Raw genomic sequence first — 13,222 nt, 5'->3', positions numbered from 1 at the left:
CCGTCCTCGGGCCGGCCGGCGGCCGGTCAGACCGTGAGCCTGACCGGCAGGGAATCGTGGCCGTTGGAGATGAACGAACCCAGCGGAACGATCTCCTCCTGCGGGACCGCCAGGCTGAGATCCGGGAACCGGTCGAACAGTGCGGAAAGCGCGATCACCGCCTCGAGGCGTGCCGGCGGAGCACCGAGGCAGTGGTGCACGCCGTGGCCGAAGGCGAGATGCTCACGCCGGGTCTCGCGCTGGATGTCGAACGTGTCGGCCGTGTCCCCGTGCTGTTGCGGATCCCGCCCCGCGGCCGCGAAGGAGATGATCATCGCGTCTCCGGCAGGGATGGTCACGTCATCGAGCTCGATCGTCTCCACGGCGTACCGCATGGGCATGTTGGCCGGCGGAGCCTCCAGGCGCAGCGTCTCCTCGATGACGTCCTCCCATGTGCTCGCGCCCGCCCGCACCCTGGCCAACTGCTCGGGGTTGCGCAGCAGCGAGTACACAGCGTGGTCGAGCAGGTTCACCGTCGTCTCGTGGCCGGCGGTGAACATCAGCAGGACCGTGTCGATCAGTTCCCGCTCGCTCAGGCCGGAGCCGCCGTCCGCGTCTGCGTCACGTATCTGGATGAGGCTGCTGATGAGGTCTTCACCCGGCGTCTCGCGTTTGACGGCGACGAGTTCGGCCATGAGCGCGTACAGCCCCTTCTCGTTGGCCCGGGCCTCCTCCGCCGTGGCCTGCGTGTCGAAGATCTGGTGCACGAAGACCAGGAGGGAGTCCCGGACGTCGTCGGGCATGCCGAGCAGTTCGGCGATGACCCGGGTGGGGAGCGGATAGGCGAAGTGCTCGCGCAGGTCGAGCGGTTGGCCGGCAGGGGTGTCGGCGATGCCCTCCAGCAGCTCGGAGGTGATGGTCTCGATGCGCGGCCTCAGAGCGGCCGAACGGCGGGTGGTGAAGGCCTTCGCCACGAGCTTTCGCAGGCGGCCCGGACTTCCGGAACCGTCCACGCCCTCGGCGACGGCGAGACCGGGCCGGTCTGCAACCCGATCCACCACGATGCGGAATCCCTCGTGTACGCGCTGACCAAGTTCGAGGCCCTGCGCCACGAACTCGAGGAAAGCGACGGGGACATCGAGAAACGCGTGGACGCCCTGCGTACCGAGATCACCGCACTCGATCCGCTCCCATGCGCAGACGAGGACTCGCAGTGGAACCTCGCCTCCGAAGAGGTCACCGACGGTATCCGGTAGTCCCGCTTCCCTTCGGAACCGGGACAGGCCAGTGCGTCCCGGCAGGCGTCACAGACCGGCCGGCATCCTCCGACCGCGTGTTGGAAGAGGAGAACAACGCAGCTCGAGGCCCTGGCCCGGGAGCTGGAGACCGAGCGGTGGCGTAGAAGTCGATGCCGTTCTCGCAGGGCCCGTCGGCGAACACCTTCAGTGCCTCGAGCTCGATCGCGTCCGCAGCCAGCTGCCGGCGCAGCTCGGTGGCTACCCACTCCCCCACACGCCGGCACTGCGCATCCGGCGCCGGCGCCAGCCACTTGGCCGGTCCTGGTCGGAGTCGTGTCGAAGTCTGGTGGTTGTCCGCCGTGGCACCCGCGCCGCCTGGATCCTCCCGCGCCGATCGGTTGTAGCCTCGGCCCTTATGAGCTGGCTGCCAGACGACTTCGTCCACCCCGTCCATATACCCGTGCCCGACACCGCGCTTCACCTGCGGCCGATCCGGGAGGCGGACACCGCGATCGACTACCCCGCCGTGATGGGCTCCCGAGAACGCTTGTGGGAGATCTTCGGCCCGGCCTGGGGCTGGCCCGAGGAAACGATGGCCTATGAAGAGGACCGCATCGACCTGCTGCGGCACGAGAAGGAGATAGCCGCGCACCAGTCGTTCAACTACGCGCTGCTGGACGAGGAGGAGACAGCGATCCTCGGCTGCGTCTACATCGACCCGCCCGAGCGCACCGGCTCCGACGCAGAGGTCTCCTGGTGGGTGGTGGACGACCTCGTCGGCGGCGAGGATGAGCGCGCGCTCGACGCGCTGGTGCCGCAGTGGATCGCCGCCGACTGGCCCTTCCAGCAGCCCCGTTATCTGGGCCGCGACATCACCTGGCAGGACTGGCTCGCGCTGCCGCGCGCCCAGTGACACGTCCGAGGCGGAGCCTGGATCGTGTCTTCGAAGATCGTCCGATCGTTGCGTGGATGTGCCGTTGACCGATGCCCGGTGGGCGTGGATCGAGCCGTTGCTCCCTGACCGGTCGCCGCGTCGCGGCAGCCGGTGGCGTGATCACCGGCAGGTGATCGACGCGATCGCATGGAAGTACCGGCGCGCAATGGCGGCGCCTTCCGCCGGAGTACGGGTCCTGAAAGGGTGTGTACACCCGGCTGCGCAACTGGGCGTGCGACGGGACTTGGCAGAAGGTGTCCACCGTGTTGGTGTCCCGAGCGGATGCCGAGGGCGGGCTCGTGTCGGCCGTGCACTCCAGAGTCGTCCGGGCCCTCCAGCACGCCGCCGGGGCCGAAAAAAGGGAGCGGGGTGGACGGCGAGCCGAGCGACCACGCCCTGGGCCGTCCCGCGGCGGCTTGACCACGAAGATCCACCGGCCGACCCCCGCCGTCGGCCCTGGTCCTGCTCGTCTCCCCCGGGCAATCAGGCGACGCCCCGCACCTCCCGCTGTTGAGAGACGCCCTGCGCGTGCCGCGCCCGGTCCGATGCCCGCGCACCAGGCCCGAGGCGGTGCTCGCGGACCAGGCGTATTCGTCCAGAGCCATCCGCGCGCACCTGCGCCGCCGCGGCATCCGCGCGATCATCCCGCAGCCGGCCGACCAGGTCGCCCCGCCGAAAGCGGCGCGGGCGCCACGGCGGACGACCACCGGACTTCGAGAAGACCGCCTGCACGCAGCGCACCACCGTCGAGCGCTGCATCAACCAGCTCAAGCAGTGGCACCGGCATCAGGCAACCACGACACTGGACCGCGCATTTGCCGCACATCGAAGTGTCCGCTGCGTAGGCAGCACGGTCCCGCAGATAGATCGCCGGACAGATTGCCGCGGCGTCAGTTCTGGTCGGTGACCCTTCGACCGATCTGCTCAAGGAACTCACGGATGGACGCTGCGGCAACCTCGAAATCGTCGAACCAGGATGCCGTCGTCGACCTCCAGACTCGTCCACTGCCTGCCACTGCGAACAGATGGCCACCCCCATCACTGGCGAACACAAGGGCGGGTGACTCGTCGTCGACCTGGACAGAGCCGTACTCGCGGAAGTGCTCGGCAACCGTCGAGGCTGAGTGGACGAAGTATCCGTGCTCGACATCAGGCAAGGAGACCTCGCACATCACCCAGTAAAGGGTGGTCAGGTCGGAGGGGATCGCGGTCAGATCCACCAGTGCACCCGTCGCCTCGTGGCTCTCATCCGTTGCGAGGATGACTGCGTTCTCGCCAGGGGGGAAACCATGCGTCTGCGAAAACGACGACATCACGTCCCCGAGCGCCGCAGAAGTCTGTTCGCCCCAGACTCGCACCCACCCCGAGTCGAGTCGCTCACCAGACACGTTCATCCTCCTCGGCACACCTCAGCTCGGCATCCGCGAACCTCAATGAATCTATCGAAAGGCACGTCGCGGACATGTCCACTACGCCTCACCGCAGTTCAGAGGATCCGGTGAGTCCAACGGTGGTAACGCCAGCGACGTCATCGAGTTCCGGCCGGGCCGGACTCCAGGACGGCGACCAGCTGTCTGACGACCCTGCCTGGGGCCGGTGGCTCGGCATCCGGGTGATCATCACGGTGGCACCCGCCGACACCACCGACCGCGATGCCGCCCGCGAACTCCTCTGGCGCCTGCGGGTCATGCAACCGCAGATCACCCGGGTCCGGGCCGACTGCGCCTGTACCGGCCGGCAGCCACCCGGCTCCTGGCCCCACCGCTGACTTGGCATCGCTGCCCCAAGTGGAATGTGAGGGTGCAGGCAGCCGGGCGCCTGCGGGGCCCGGCTGCCGACGGCGGACGGCAGGCACCGGATCCGTGCAGGAAGCCTCAGGCTCGGGCGATCAGCGCGTAGCGCTCGTCGGTGACCGGGCCGCCCCACAGGTCGGCATCGCCGGTCAGGTCCTCGACGCGGAGCTCGGCCACGAGCGGGCGTACGGCGGCGGTGAGATCGTCGGCGGTGATGCCGCCGTGCCAGGGCAGGGTTTCGGCGCCCGCGACGTAGGGGACAGCGCTCTGTCCGGCCTCGCGCCAGCGTCCTTCGACCAGGATCAGCAGGCCGCCGGGACGAAGCCGCCCGGTCCACTCGCGCAGTGCGGCCCGAGGGTCGGGCAGGGTCCACACCAGGTGCCGGGAGAGCAGGACGTCGAACCGTTCGCCGCCGGTGGGCGGGTTGGCAGCGTCGCCGACGAGGAAACGGCCCTCCAGGTCGGCGGCCCGCAGTTTCGCCTGGGCCTGTTCGACCATCCTGGGCGCGAGGTCGACGCCGGTGACCTGGTGGCCGGCTGCGGCGACGAGCTCGGACAGGGAGCCGGTGCCGCAGCCCACGTCCAGCACGCTCACCGGCACGGCCGGCAGCCAGGAGGCCAGGCGGGTGCCCCATGCGGTGCGGGTGCGCTCCGTGGTCAGTCCGTGGTCGGGTTCGTCGTCGAAGGCGTCGGCTGCGGCGTCCCAGTAGGCCGTGATGGCGGCGGAGTTCGTCATCCGGTGATCCTTTCAGTGACCACTGACAAGGCACCCTGACCGCGCGCGCCGGGCGTGCTGTGCGGTGGTGGAGGTCGGCGTGCGGGTGGGGGTGTGACCCACGCTCGGCGGCCGCCAAGGACTCGGGGAGTGCCGCCGGACCGGTCCCAGCGGCGCCGGCTGGAACTCCGGCGTTCTTGCGGCCGGGTGGAGGCCGGTGCGGTACTCCCGCATGCGGGAGCGCAGTGTCCTGGGTTCGCTGGTGCCGGCGCGGTGCGCGGTGAACCCAGGCCGTCACCTCACGCACGCAGTCGGCCTGGAGGACATCCTGCGCGAGGTCGGCAAGGTACTCGCAGTGGCCGGGTTCTGATCGCTTCCCGCGGCTTCCTCCCCTCACCGCTCACCCGGGGGCACGCTCATCGCCAGGAGCGCGGTGTCATCGTCGAGTCCCTCGCCGAACGAGTCCAGGAGTGCGGTGAGCGCCTGGACGGCACCGGGTGCCGAGGTGGGTGCGAGGGCCCGCGCGAAGTCCAGGAGCGCTTCGTCGCCGTAGCGTTCACCTGCGTTGCGGGTGCGTGCCTCGGTCAGACCGTCGGTGTAGAGCAGCAGGGTGTCGCCGGGACCCAGGTCCAGGGTGGCTGTGGTGAACTGCGCGTCCACTACGACTCCGACCAGCTGGCCGCCCGGCGTGGGCAGGTAGTCGGCGCTGCCGTCGGCACGCAGCAGCACGGCAGGGGGGTGGCCGCCGCCGGCCAGGACGACATGGAATCCCGCGTCGTTCCCGCCGGGTGTGAGCAGGCCGAAGATCACGGTAGAGAAGGGCGGTTCGTCTTCCTGGAACTGGTGGTTGAGCGCGGTGTTGAGGTTGGCCAGGACCGTGGCAGGTACCGGATCGGAGACCGCTGCGGCTCGCAGGGTGTAGCGCGCCAACGACGTCACCACAGCCGCGTCCGCGCCTTTGCCGCGCACGTCCCCCATGAAGAACCCCCAGCGTCCGGCGGCCAGCGGGAAGAGATCGTAGAAGTCCCCGCCCACCTCGTCGGAGGATGCGAAGTGGTAGTGCGCTGCAACGTCCAGGCCCGGAACCGGTTCGAGAGCCGGCGGGATCAGGGTGCGCTGCAGGGTCGTGGCCAGGCGCTGCAGGCGTTCGCGGTCGTGCTCGGCCTCCTGCCGGGCTCGCAGGAGTTCACGCTCGTAGGTACGCCTGTCCCGGGCGTCCAGGAGGGTGGTGCGGATCAGGAGCGGTTCGCCGTCGCTGTCCTGCTTGACGGTGGAGGTGACCAGGACAGGCAGTCGGCTGCCGTCCGCGGCCTTGAGCTCCAGGGCGATGCCGCTGACCTCGCCCTGCATGCGCAGCAGCGGTGAGAAGTGCGTCTCGTGATACAGCCTGCCGCCGATGGTCAGCAGGTCGGAGAACTGTTTGTGGCCGACCAGTTCCTCGCGACGGTAGCCGAGCCATTTCAACAGGGTTTCGTTGACCTTGGCGATCCGCCCGTCCATCAGTGTGGAGAGGTAGCCGCACGGCGCGTTCTCGTACAGGTCCTCCACGCTGTCCTCCAGCAGGGCGGAGAACGACAGCTGTTCCTGGTCACGGTCCCCGGCCGCCCACAGCCCGTCGCTCTCGTCGCCGCCCGGGGACACCGTCACGGCCCCTGCACGAAGGCGATGATCGCCTCGGCCGTCTCCTCGGGGGCACTCAGCTGGGGGCAGTGGCCCGTCGAGTCCAGAGTGACCAGTTCACTGCCGGGGATCTGTGCGTGGACGAAGGCGCCCACCTCGCGCGGGGCGATCGTGTCGCGTGCGCTCTGGGCGATGAGCGTCGGAACGGTCACGTGGGCGAGATCCGCCCGGTTGTCGGACAGGAACGTCGCTCTCGCGAAGACCCGGGCGATCTCCGGATCCATGCGGCAGAAGCTGTTGGTCAGCTCCTCCCCCAGTTCGGGACGCCCCGGGTTTCCCATGATCACCGGTGCCATTGTCGCGGACCAGCCCAAGTAGTTGCTGTCCAGCGACTCGAGCAGTTCGTCGATGTCCTGCTCGCTGAATCCGCCCCGGTAGTCGCCGTCATCGATGTACGACGGCGAGGGGGTGAGGAGGACCAGCCTGTCGAAGAGCCCGGGCTCCTGTACGGCGGCAAGAACACCGATCATGGAACTGACCGAGTGGCCGACGAAGGTCACGGGTCCGAGTCCGAGCTCCTGGCAGATCTCGATCACGTCCTGCGCATAGCCGTCCAGGGTGGCGTACCGCTCGGGGCTCCACGCGGACACATCGGAACGCCCCGCCCCCACATGATCGAAGCGGACCACCCGGAAGCGTTTTTCCAGTGCGGGCGCGACAAGACGCCACAGATTCTGATCGCATCCGAAACCATGGGCGAGCATCACCACCGGGCCGCTGTCCCGGCCCGTCACCCATACCCGGTTCCTCTTCCGCACGTCCATGAGAACATCCTGACACCCTGGGCACGTGACGGCCTGGTCTGTCAGAAGAAGGCCGCCCACCTGTGTAGATCACGATGAGTGACTGTCGGGGTGCAGGTGCGTCGGCGCGCAGGTCCGCAGCCGCGCTCGCACGGTGGCGGGCGAACCACCCTGCTGCGGCCCTCCTGCTTTTGATCTTGGACATGCCCATGTCCTAGGGTCCCGGGTTGCAGGCGGCAGCGGAGCAAACGGGGGACGGAATGCGCGTGGTGCGGGTATTGACGGCTGTGCTGGTCGCGGGTGCGACGGTGGCGGGCCTGGCCGGGTGTGAGGACAGCGGCAACCCGGCGATCGGCGCGATCGGCGGCGCGGCGGAGCCGGCGACCGCCGACGGCGCCGGACGCAACGGCGGTGGGGGCGCAGAGGGTGAGCGGTCCGGCGGACTGAGCACGCGTGAGCAGTTCATGCTCGGCAACCTCCCTGAGTCCGGGTCGGTCATGGCGGCCGGTGAGTTCCTGCAGCGGTTCACGGCCTGCGAGCAGTACAGCATCGACCCGTCCGACACCCGCTACTACTCCATGGACGAGAAGTTCGACGAGAGCTGGGGCGTCCGCTTCCGCGGCACCTGCGGCGACGGAGGGCACGGCTACATCCGCGTCTTCTGGACCGGTGCGGGCGAGGGCAAGGGACGCGTCATGTGCCACCGGATCGTCCCTCCCGAGCGCGTCCGTGCCGCAGGCCACTTCTCAGCCGCGCCTGCGGGCCGTGATCACCAGGTATTCCCACTCCATGCCGGCGGCGCCCGCCCTCTCGGCGAGGCTGTCGAGAGCGGCGTCCAGCGCGGCGACACGGCCGGGGTCGTCAGCGATGTTCCGATAGGTGGCAATGGTCGGGCCGTAGTTGGCCTTGAAGTACTCACGGAAGTCCGCCGGCTTCCCGAACCGGCCGATCCGTACCGTGCGCCGGTGCGCCTCGACGTCGCTCACCCGGTCGCCGAGAAGGCCGCGGACGTGTTCCGCCCGGCCCCACAGCGGTGGGGGCTGCGCACCGGGCGGAGGCAGGGGGGCGAATGGTTTCATCGTGGCGAACATCTGGCCGATGAATCCTTCCGGGGTCCAGTTGAGCAGGCCGATCGTCCCGCCCGGGCGGCAGACACGGATCAGCTCATCGGCGCCGGCCTGGTGATGCGGGGCGAACATGATGCCCACGCACGACATGACGGTGTCGAAGTCGCCGTCGGAAAACGGGAGAGCCTCCGCGTCGGCCTCACGCCACTCCACCTCCGCGCCCCGCTCGGCAGCGAGCCTGCGCCCGGCCTCCAGCAGCTCGGGCGTGAGGTCACAGGCCACGACGCTCGCGCCTGCCAGGGCCGCGGGAATCGCCGCGTTGCCCGACCCGGCCGCGATGTCCAGGACGCGCTGGCCGCTGCGGACGGGGCATGCCTGGACCAGATCGGGTCCGAGGTCGGGGATGAGCTGGGTGGCCACGGCCGGGTAGTCGCCCAGTGCCCACATCGTGCGGTGCTTCGTCTTGAGTGCGCGATCGGCCTCGACTGCGTCGATTGCTTCGGCCATGACAGCTCGCCTCCGGATTCTGTGCCCTGGCGGGGTCGTCGCCGTCCCCGTAGCACCGAGGTTAGGAAGGTAGGTGGGCCTGTGCCAGTACGGGATCTGTACCGGAGCCCGCTCCGCCGCTGTCCGTAGCTTCGCCCCGGACAGTGGCCGAGCCGTCACCGGGGTCCTAGCCTGCACCCATGGGGTCCTCGTACTACCAGTTCTGCCCGGTCGCCAAAGCGATGGAGCTGCTCGACGAACGCTGGACGCTGCTCATCGTGCGCGAGCTGGTGACGGGGACCGCACACTTCAACGAGCTGCGGCGCGGCGTGCCGCGGATGTCGCCCACGCTGTTGTCCAAGCGACTGCAGCAGCTCGTGCGCGCCGGAATCGTGGAACGGCGGTCCGAGGGCCACCAGGTGCGCTACGTCCTGACCCCGGCGGGCCACGAACTCAGGCCGGTGGTCGAGGCACTGAGTATCTGGGGCATCCGGTGGATCGGAGAGCTCGGCGACGCGGATCTCGATCCCAAACTGCTGATGTGGGACATGCACCGGCGTGTCGACCACGACGTCGTCCCGGCCGGGCGCACCGTAGTGGGGTTCGTGTTCTCGGACGTGGCCGCGAGCGCCCGCCACTGGTGGCTGGTGATCACAGCGGCCGGAGCCGACGTCTGCGATGTGGATCCGGGCTTCGGTGTGACGGTCACTGTCTGTGCGAGCCTGCGTCACATGGTCGAGATCTGGCGCGGCGATCTGGGATGGTCCGCCGCTCTGCGCTCCGGGGCCGTGGCAGTACAGGGACCGGAGACGCTGCGACGAGCGGTTCCCGGCTGGTTCACCCTGCCGCCCTTCGCTTCGGTGCCGCGGCCTGCCTAGTGCTGTGACCGCCTGGGTTCGCCGGGCCGGTGGTGGCGGTGGGATGTGCGGTGACGTCCGATCCGGCTGCTGGAGGCGCGGTGGCCGGGCCCGTCCGTGTGGGCGGACCGGCTGTCCAGGAGGGGCAGAGGCTGCAGCAGATCGTGCGCCGGGGCAGCACCGGTTCGGTGCGCTACCGGCGGGCGATGATGCCGGCCTCGAGGAGCAGTGCGAGATCAGCGCCGGACCGTGACATGGAAGAAGGCTACGGCGACTACACCTAGACATCGACAACCTTGTTGTCTATTGTCTTGGACAATAAGGTTGTCGAATTGGGGAGAATGATGGACGCCGCCTTTCCGGGTCCCACGCTTGCGGGTGTCTCCCACCACCTCACCGAGGTCAACGGAACCCAGTTGCACTACGCAGCGGCGGGAACCAGTGGATCGCCGGTGCTTCTGGTCCACGGGTTTCCCGAGAGCTGGTGGACTTTTCACAAGATCATCCCGCTCCTCGCGGAGAGCCACCGAGTCTTCGCAGTCGACCTGCGCGGCTTCGGCGACTCCGGCAACGGGCCGGGTGAGTACGACAGCAAGACCTCGGCCCAGGACCTGCACCTTCTCATCGAACAGCTCGACGTCGGCCCGGTGCACCTGACCGGTCAGGACATCAGCGGAGCGACCGTCTTCCGCCTGGCGGCCACCCACCCGCAGGACGTACGCAGTCTCACCGCCATCGAGATGGGCCTGCCCGGATTCGGCCTCGAAAAGCTGGCCGACATCACCCACGGCGGTGCCTGGCACATCGGTGTCCTCGCCGCACCCGGCATCCCCGAGATGCTCCTGGCCGGCCGCGAGCGGGAGTTTCTGGGAGAGTTCGCCTTCCCTGCCATGAACGCGACCCCAGGAGCCATCACCGGCACCGACATCGAGGAGTTCGCCCGCACCTACGCGCGCCCCGACGGCTGGCGCGGAGCGATCGGCCTCTACCGGTCGATGCTGAGGGAGGGGCCCGAGATCAAGGCTCTTGCCGACACGCACGGTCTGACTGTGCCCGTACTCGCGGTCGGCGCGGGCGGAGGTCCCTTCACAGCCGGCACCATGTCCCAGGCCGCAGCAACCGAAGTGAGCTCGGTGTCACTCGACGGTGTGGGTCACTATGCCGCGATGGAGGCCCCCGCGGAGTTGGCGAAGGTGATTCTCGAATTCACCGGGAACATCGACGCCCGCTGAGGGCTGTCCCAGCGCACGGCGTCGGATGCGGCGCATCGCAAGGCGGAGGGACATCCGCATACTGGACTGGATGTGTTCGGGCGTTCCGGCAACGCGGCGGGGTGCCGTAGCTGTCGTCGTGCGCCCGCCAGGGATTACGGGACAGCCCCTGGTGTTGTGACCGCACCGGTTCGCCGATCGCGTCAGTGACGCTGGGGCGTCCGCCCCGGCTGATGCCCTTTTCGCTGCGGATGCGGGCGCGTTCCTTGCGTTCGGCCGCCAGGGGGTTCGGTGGCGGGCGTTGGCGTTGCGCCGGCGCAGGCAGGCGTGCAGGGCCCGGGTCTGCACGGTGTGGTCGGGGCAGTTCGAGTTGGCGACGGTGAACTGCCTCAGCGGCCCGAAGTGCGCCTCGACCGGGTTGGCCCACGAGGCGCAGGGCCGGGGGTGAAGCACAACTCGGCCTAGTGCTTCTTCGCCCAGCGGCGGATGTCGGCGCCCTTGCGGGCGGACAGGTTGTCCAGGATGACGCAGATCGGTGCGCCGTCGGGCCGGGCGGCACGGATGGACTTCAGCGCGGCCGGCGTCTTCGCGGCACCTTCTGCGGTGGTTGACGCCCCACAGCCGGTCGTCGCCGACCGCGTAGCAGCCGTGGAAGTAGGGCACCCCGCAAGTACGGTGGCAGTCCTCTACGCAGGGTGCCCGGTCCGGCTCGCAGGCCGGGGGCAGCTGTGCCCGCAGGCGGGTGAGCAGACAAGGGCGCCTTGTCCGGTCGGGGCCGCGCATGCCGGCTTCGGCGAAGTCCCCCCAGGCGTGGGTCGTGTTCTTCCTGTTCCGTCAGTGCGCCGGGCTCCGGTCCGCCGCTACGCCCGGCGGCCGGTGGAGCCCGAGGGAAGCGGCTCGTAGTACTCGGTGTACAGCTTGCCCACCAGTTCGCCCCGGCTGGACACGCCGAGCTTCTCGAAGATCGCTTTGATGTGGTCGCGCACCGTGTGGGGCGACAGGTGGAGTTCCTCGGAGATGCCGCTGGTGGACAGGCCGCGGGCCACGCACTGCGTGACCTCCAGCTCCCGTTCGGACAGTTCGTAGGCCTGCACGATGAGCGGTGTGACGTCGGAGATCGGAGCGCGTTCGATGATGACTGCGGAGACACCCGGCCGTCCGTCGGCTCCCCGCAGGCAGGAGGCGTGGCAGACCAGCCAGCGGCCCGTCCGGCTGCGCATCCTGATCCGCGCGGTGTCGCCACCGTGCTTCTCCGCGATCGCTCTGGCCCGCATCGCGGTGCCGTGCACCCACAGCGGTATGCGGATGCCGAGAGCGGTGATTGAGGTGGGGCCCTCGGGCATCTCCTGAAGATAGCGCCGCGCGTCGTCGTTGGCGGAGATGAGGGCGCCACCGGTGTCGAAGAGCAGGAGCCCGGTGCCGGTCAGACCGCCGGCGGAGGGTTCGGGGCGGTGTTTGGCGTACGACCTCAGCTTGCGGGCGATCGGTGTGCCCAGGTCCTGGATGAACCTGCGCTCCACACTGTTGAAAGCGGCTCTTCCCTTCTCGCGGAACAGGCTGATGTACCCGTGCGGCCGTCCGTCCACCCGCAGGACGGCGCGCAGCTCGTCGTGTACCCCGCGCGGTGCAAGAAAGCCCCGGTACAAAGGGCTGCGGTCCGGTTCGCCGCCGGTGCTCTCCCACAGGCTCGCCACCGGTACCGGCGCCAGCGTGAGGTCGCGGAACAGATTGATCTTTTCCGTGAACAGTTCGTACTGCCAGTAGACGGCGCAGCTGTGATCCTCGATGTTCTCCGCGAGGATCGGTGACGTGATCATCCCGGTCTCGGGGTCAGTGGCCCGCCAGACAGCCGCGTCGTAGGGGACCGCCCTGCGTAACTGCGTGGCGAGCGTGCTGAACATCGTGTGTGGACTGTCGGCACGGCCGGCACGTGAGATGAGTTCTTCGCGGCCGATCACAGTGGGCATGCTCCGGCACTCCGTTCCGGGGTCGCCTGCGGATGGGGAAGCGAGCCTTGTCTGCTCCCAACCAGGCACCACCGTACGTCACTTGGCGGATCCTGCCTGTGACGGCCACCACGGCCGGCCGTCACCACGGCCGGCCGTCACCACGGCCGGCCGTCACCACGGCCGGCCGTCACCACGGCCGGCCGTCACTACGGCCGGCCGTCGCTGCGGCCGGCCGTCACCACACCTCGTCCGGCAGCCACTGGGCGTGGCGCCGCACTCCGGCCAGGACGGGCCCGTCCTGGATGAGGTCCACCGCCGGCACTTCCGGTCCGACGTAGAGCGGGTCGGTCCGGACGTCGTTGATCCCCAGCGGCCCGAGCAGCGCCAGGAGGGCGGGCCGGGACAGCCGGATCCACGGCTGGGTGGAGCCCAGCGCCGCGTGGAGCCGTTCCTCGCCGGTGAAGGCGAGGCCGACCCGCTCCTGCCCGGCGCCGGGCCGGGCTGTCCGGACGGCGGCGATCGCGCCGCCGGGGGCGTTGACCCGTACCGGGACGAACAGGAGCGTGTCCAT

14 protein-coding genes and 2 pseudogenes are annotated in these 13,222 nt (G+C 69.3%); 7 read left to right on the top strand and 9 right to left on the bottom strand.

Annotation, left to right across the window (positions count from 1 at the left end; genetic code table 11):
* Positions 1-26: 26 nt before the first annotated feature.
* Positions 27-1,040: a cytochrome P450 gene (locus ACFWBQ_RS24735; protein WP_385492971.1), complete on the bottom strand. Its 1,014-nt coding sequence runs from the start codon at positions 1,038-1,040 to the stop codon at positions 27-29.
* Here ACFWBQ_RS24735 and ACFWBQ_RS24730 point away from each other — a divergent pair.
* The 3 genes and pseudogenes from ACFWBQ_RS24730 to ACFWBQ_RS24720 all read left to right on the top strand — a co-directional run bounded on the left by ACFWBQ_RS24730 (position 1,032) and on the right by ACFWBQ_RS24720 (position 3,058).
* Positions 1,032-1,235 carry an SUKH-4 family immunity protein gene (locus ACFWBQ_RS24730; protein ID WP_385493930.1) on the top strand — a complete coding sequence of 68 codons (204 nt, stop codon included), beginning with the start codon at positions 1,032-1,034 and terminating at the stop codon, positions 1,233-1,235. The two genes, ACFWBQ_RS24735 and ACFWBQ_RS24730, sit on opposite strands and share 9 nt — an antisense overlap.
* A 397-nt stretch (positions 1,236-1,632) precedes the next feature.
* Positions 1,633-2,130 (top strand): N-acetyltransferase, encoded by a 498-nt coding sequence (locus tag ACFWBQ_RS24725; RefSeq protein WP_385492968.1) that lies wholly within the window; start codon positions 1,633-1,635, stop codon positions 2,128-2,130.
* Positions 2,131-2,182: 52 nt separating this feature from the next.
* A pseudogene (locus tag ACFWBQ_RS24720) lies at positions 2,183-3,058 on the top strand (IS5 family transposase).
* Here the strand turns inward: ACFWBQ_RS24720 and ACFWBQ_RS24715 are convergent.
* Positions 3,042-3,545, bottom strand: a complete 504-nt coding sequence (locus ACFWBQ_RS24715; RefSeq protein ID WP_385492965.1) for a hypothetical protein — start codon at positions 3,543-3,545, stop codon at positions 3,042-3,044. The pseudogene ACFWBQ_RS24720 and the gene ACFWBQ_RS24715 sit on opposite strands and share 17 nt — an antisense overlap.
* A 116-nt stretch (positions 3,546-3,661) precedes the next feature.
* Between ACFWBQ_RS24715 and ACFWBQ_RS24710 the strand changes: the two genes are divergently transcribed.
* On the top strand, positions 3,662-3,919 hold the full coding sequence (locus tag ACFWBQ_RS24710) for a hypothetical protein (protein WP_385492961.1): 258 nt from the start codon (positions 3,662-3,664) through the stop codon (positions 3,917-3,919).
* A 106-nt stretch (positions 3,920-4,025) separates the two neighbouring features.
* Here the strand turns inward: ACFWBQ_RS24710 and ACFWBQ_RS24705 are convergent, their stop codons facing one another.
* Positions 4,026-4,679, bottom strand: coding sequence for a class I SAM-dependent methyltransferase (locus ACFWBQ_RS24705; protein WP_385492959.1), 654 nt, complete (start codon positions 4,677-4,679; stop codon positions 4,026-4,028).
* 211 nt (positions 4,680-4,890) lie between these two features.
* Here ACFWBQ_RS24705 and ACFWBQ_RS24700 point away from each other — a divergent pair, with 211 nt between their 5' ends.
* Positions 4,891-5,028: a hypothetical protein gene (locus ACFWBQ_RS24700; protein ID WP_385492956.1), complete on the top strand. Its 138-nt coding sequence runs from the start codon at positions 4,891-4,893 to the stop codon at positions 5,026-5,028.
* Between the two features lie 23 nt (positions 5,029-5,051).
* Here ACFWBQ_RS24700 and ACFWBQ_RS24695 read toward each other — a convergent pair whose 3' ends face one another.
* The 3 genes from ACFWBQ_RS24695 to ACFWBQ_RS24685 all read right to left on the bottom strand — a co-directional run bounded on the left by ACFWBQ_RS24695 (position 5,052) and on the right by ACFWBQ_RS24685 (position 8,655).
* Positions 5,052-6,299: a PP2C family protein-serine/threonine phosphatase gene (locus ACFWBQ_RS24695; RefSeq protein ID WP_385493903.1), complete on the bottom strand. Its 1,248-nt coding sequence runs from the start codon at positions 6,297-6,299 to the stop codon at positions 5,052-5,054.
* Between the two features lie 2 nt (positions 6,300-6,301).
* Positions 6,302-7,102 (bottom strand): alpha/beta fold hydrolase, encoded by an 801-nt coding sequence (locus ACFWBQ_RS24690; protein ID WP_385492954.1) that lies wholly within the window; start codon positions 7,100-7,102, stop codon positions 6,302-6,304.
* A 725-nt stretch (positions 7,103-7,827) separates the two neighbouring features.
* Positions 7,828-8,655, bottom strand: coding sequence for a class I SAM-dependent methyltransferase (locus ACFWBQ_RS24685; protein ID WP_385492952.1), 828 nt, complete (start codon positions 8,653-8,655; stop codon positions 7,828-7,830).
* A 179-nt stretch (positions 8,656-8,834) separates the two neighbouring features.
* On the opposite strand from ACFWBQ_RS24685, the gene ACFWBQ_RS24680 reads away from it, so the two are divergent.
* Positions 8,835-9,512, top strand: a complete 678-nt coding sequence (locus tag ACFWBQ_RS24680; protein WP_385492950.1) for a winged helix-turn-helix transcriptional regulator — start codon at positions 8,835-8,837, stop codon at positions 9,510-9,512.
* A gap of 323 nt (positions 9,513-9,835) precedes the next feature.
* Positions 9,836-10,723, top strand: a complete 888-nt coding sequence (locus ACFWBQ_RS24675; RefSeq protein WP_385492948.1) for an alpha/beta fold hydrolase — start codon at positions 9,836-9,838, stop codon at positions 10,721-10,723.
* Between the two features lie 178 nt (positions 10,724-10,901).
* Here ACFWBQ_RS24675 and ACFWBQ_RS24670 read toward each other — a convergent pair.
* From ACFWBQ_RS24670 to ACFWBQ_RS24660, 3 genes and pseudogenes are all read right to left on the bottom strand, one after another.
* Positions 10,902-11,410, bottom strand: a pseudogene (locus ACFWBQ_RS24670) (transposase); the annotation flags it as partial.
* Between the two features lie 152 nt (positions 11,411-11,562).
* Positions 11,563-12,669 carry a LuxR family transcriptional regulator BagY/FevT gene (bagY, locus tag ACFWBQ_RS24665; protein WP_385492945.1) on the bottom strand — a complete coding sequence of 369 codons (1,107 nt, stop codon included), beginning with the start codon at positions 12,667-12,669 and terminating at the stop codon, positions 11,563-11,565.
* Between the two features lie 217 nt (positions 12,670-12,886).
* The gene (locus tag ACFWBQ_RS24660) at positions 12,887-13,222 is read right to left on the bottom strand and encodes an SAV_915 family protein (protein WP_385492942.1); all 336 of its coding nucleotides are present in this window, start codon (positions 13,220-13,222) and stop codon (positions 12,887-12,889) included.

This window comes from Streptomyces sp. NPDC060035 (assembly GCF_042736635.1).
GTDB lineage: Bacteria > Actinomycetota > Actinomycetes > Streptomycetales > Streptomycetaceae > Streptomyces.
The sequence above is the reverse complement of the archived record's forward strand: the minus strand, read 5'-3'. Positions and strand labels throughout refer to the sequence as shown.

Bases quoted from the DNA above. Each gene is read 5' to 3' on its own strand.
- ACFWBQ_RS24725 (WP_385492968.1), top strand. From the start codon at position 1,633: ATGAGCTGGCTGCCAGACGACTTCGTCCACCCCGTCCATATACCCGTG.
- ACFWBQ_RS24715 (WP_385492965.1), bottom strand. From the start codon at position 3,545: ATGAACGTGTCTGGTGAGCGACTCGACTCGGGGTGGGTGCGAGTCTGG.
- ACFWBQ_RS24705 (WP_385492959.1), bottom strand. From the start codon at position 4,679: ATGACGAACTCCGCCGCCATCACGGCCTACTGGGACGCCGCAGCCGAC.
- ACFWBQ_RS24700 (WP_385492956.1), top strand. From the start codon at position 4,891: ATGCGGGAGCGCAGTGTCCTGGGTTCGCTGGTGCCGGCGCGGTGCGCG.
- ACFWBQ_RS24690 (WP_385492954.1), bottom strand. From the start codon at position 7,102: ATGGACGTGCGGAAGAGGAACCGGGTATGGGTGACGGGCCGGGACAGC.
- ACFWBQ_RS24685 (WP_385492952.1), bottom strand. From the start codon at position 8,655: ATGGCCGAAGCAATCGACGCAGTCGAGGCCGATCGCGCACTCAAGACG.
- ACFWBQ_RS24680 (WP_385492950.1), top strand. From the start codon at position 8,835: ATGGGGTCCTCGTACTACCAGTTCTGCCCGGTCGCCAAAGCGATGGAG.
- ACFWBQ_RS24675 (WP_385492948.1), top strand. From the start codon at position 9,836: ATGGACGCCGCCTTTCCGGGTCCCACGCTTGCGGGTGTCTCCCACCAC.
- bagY (WP_385492945.1), bottom strand. From the start codon at position 12,669: ATGCCCACTGTGATCGGCCGCGAAGAACTCATCTCACGTGCCGGCCGT.
- ACFWBQ_RS24660 (WP_385492942.1), bottom strand. From the start codon at position 13,222: ATGGACACGCTCCTGTTCGTCCCGGTACGGGTCAACGCCCCCGGCGGC.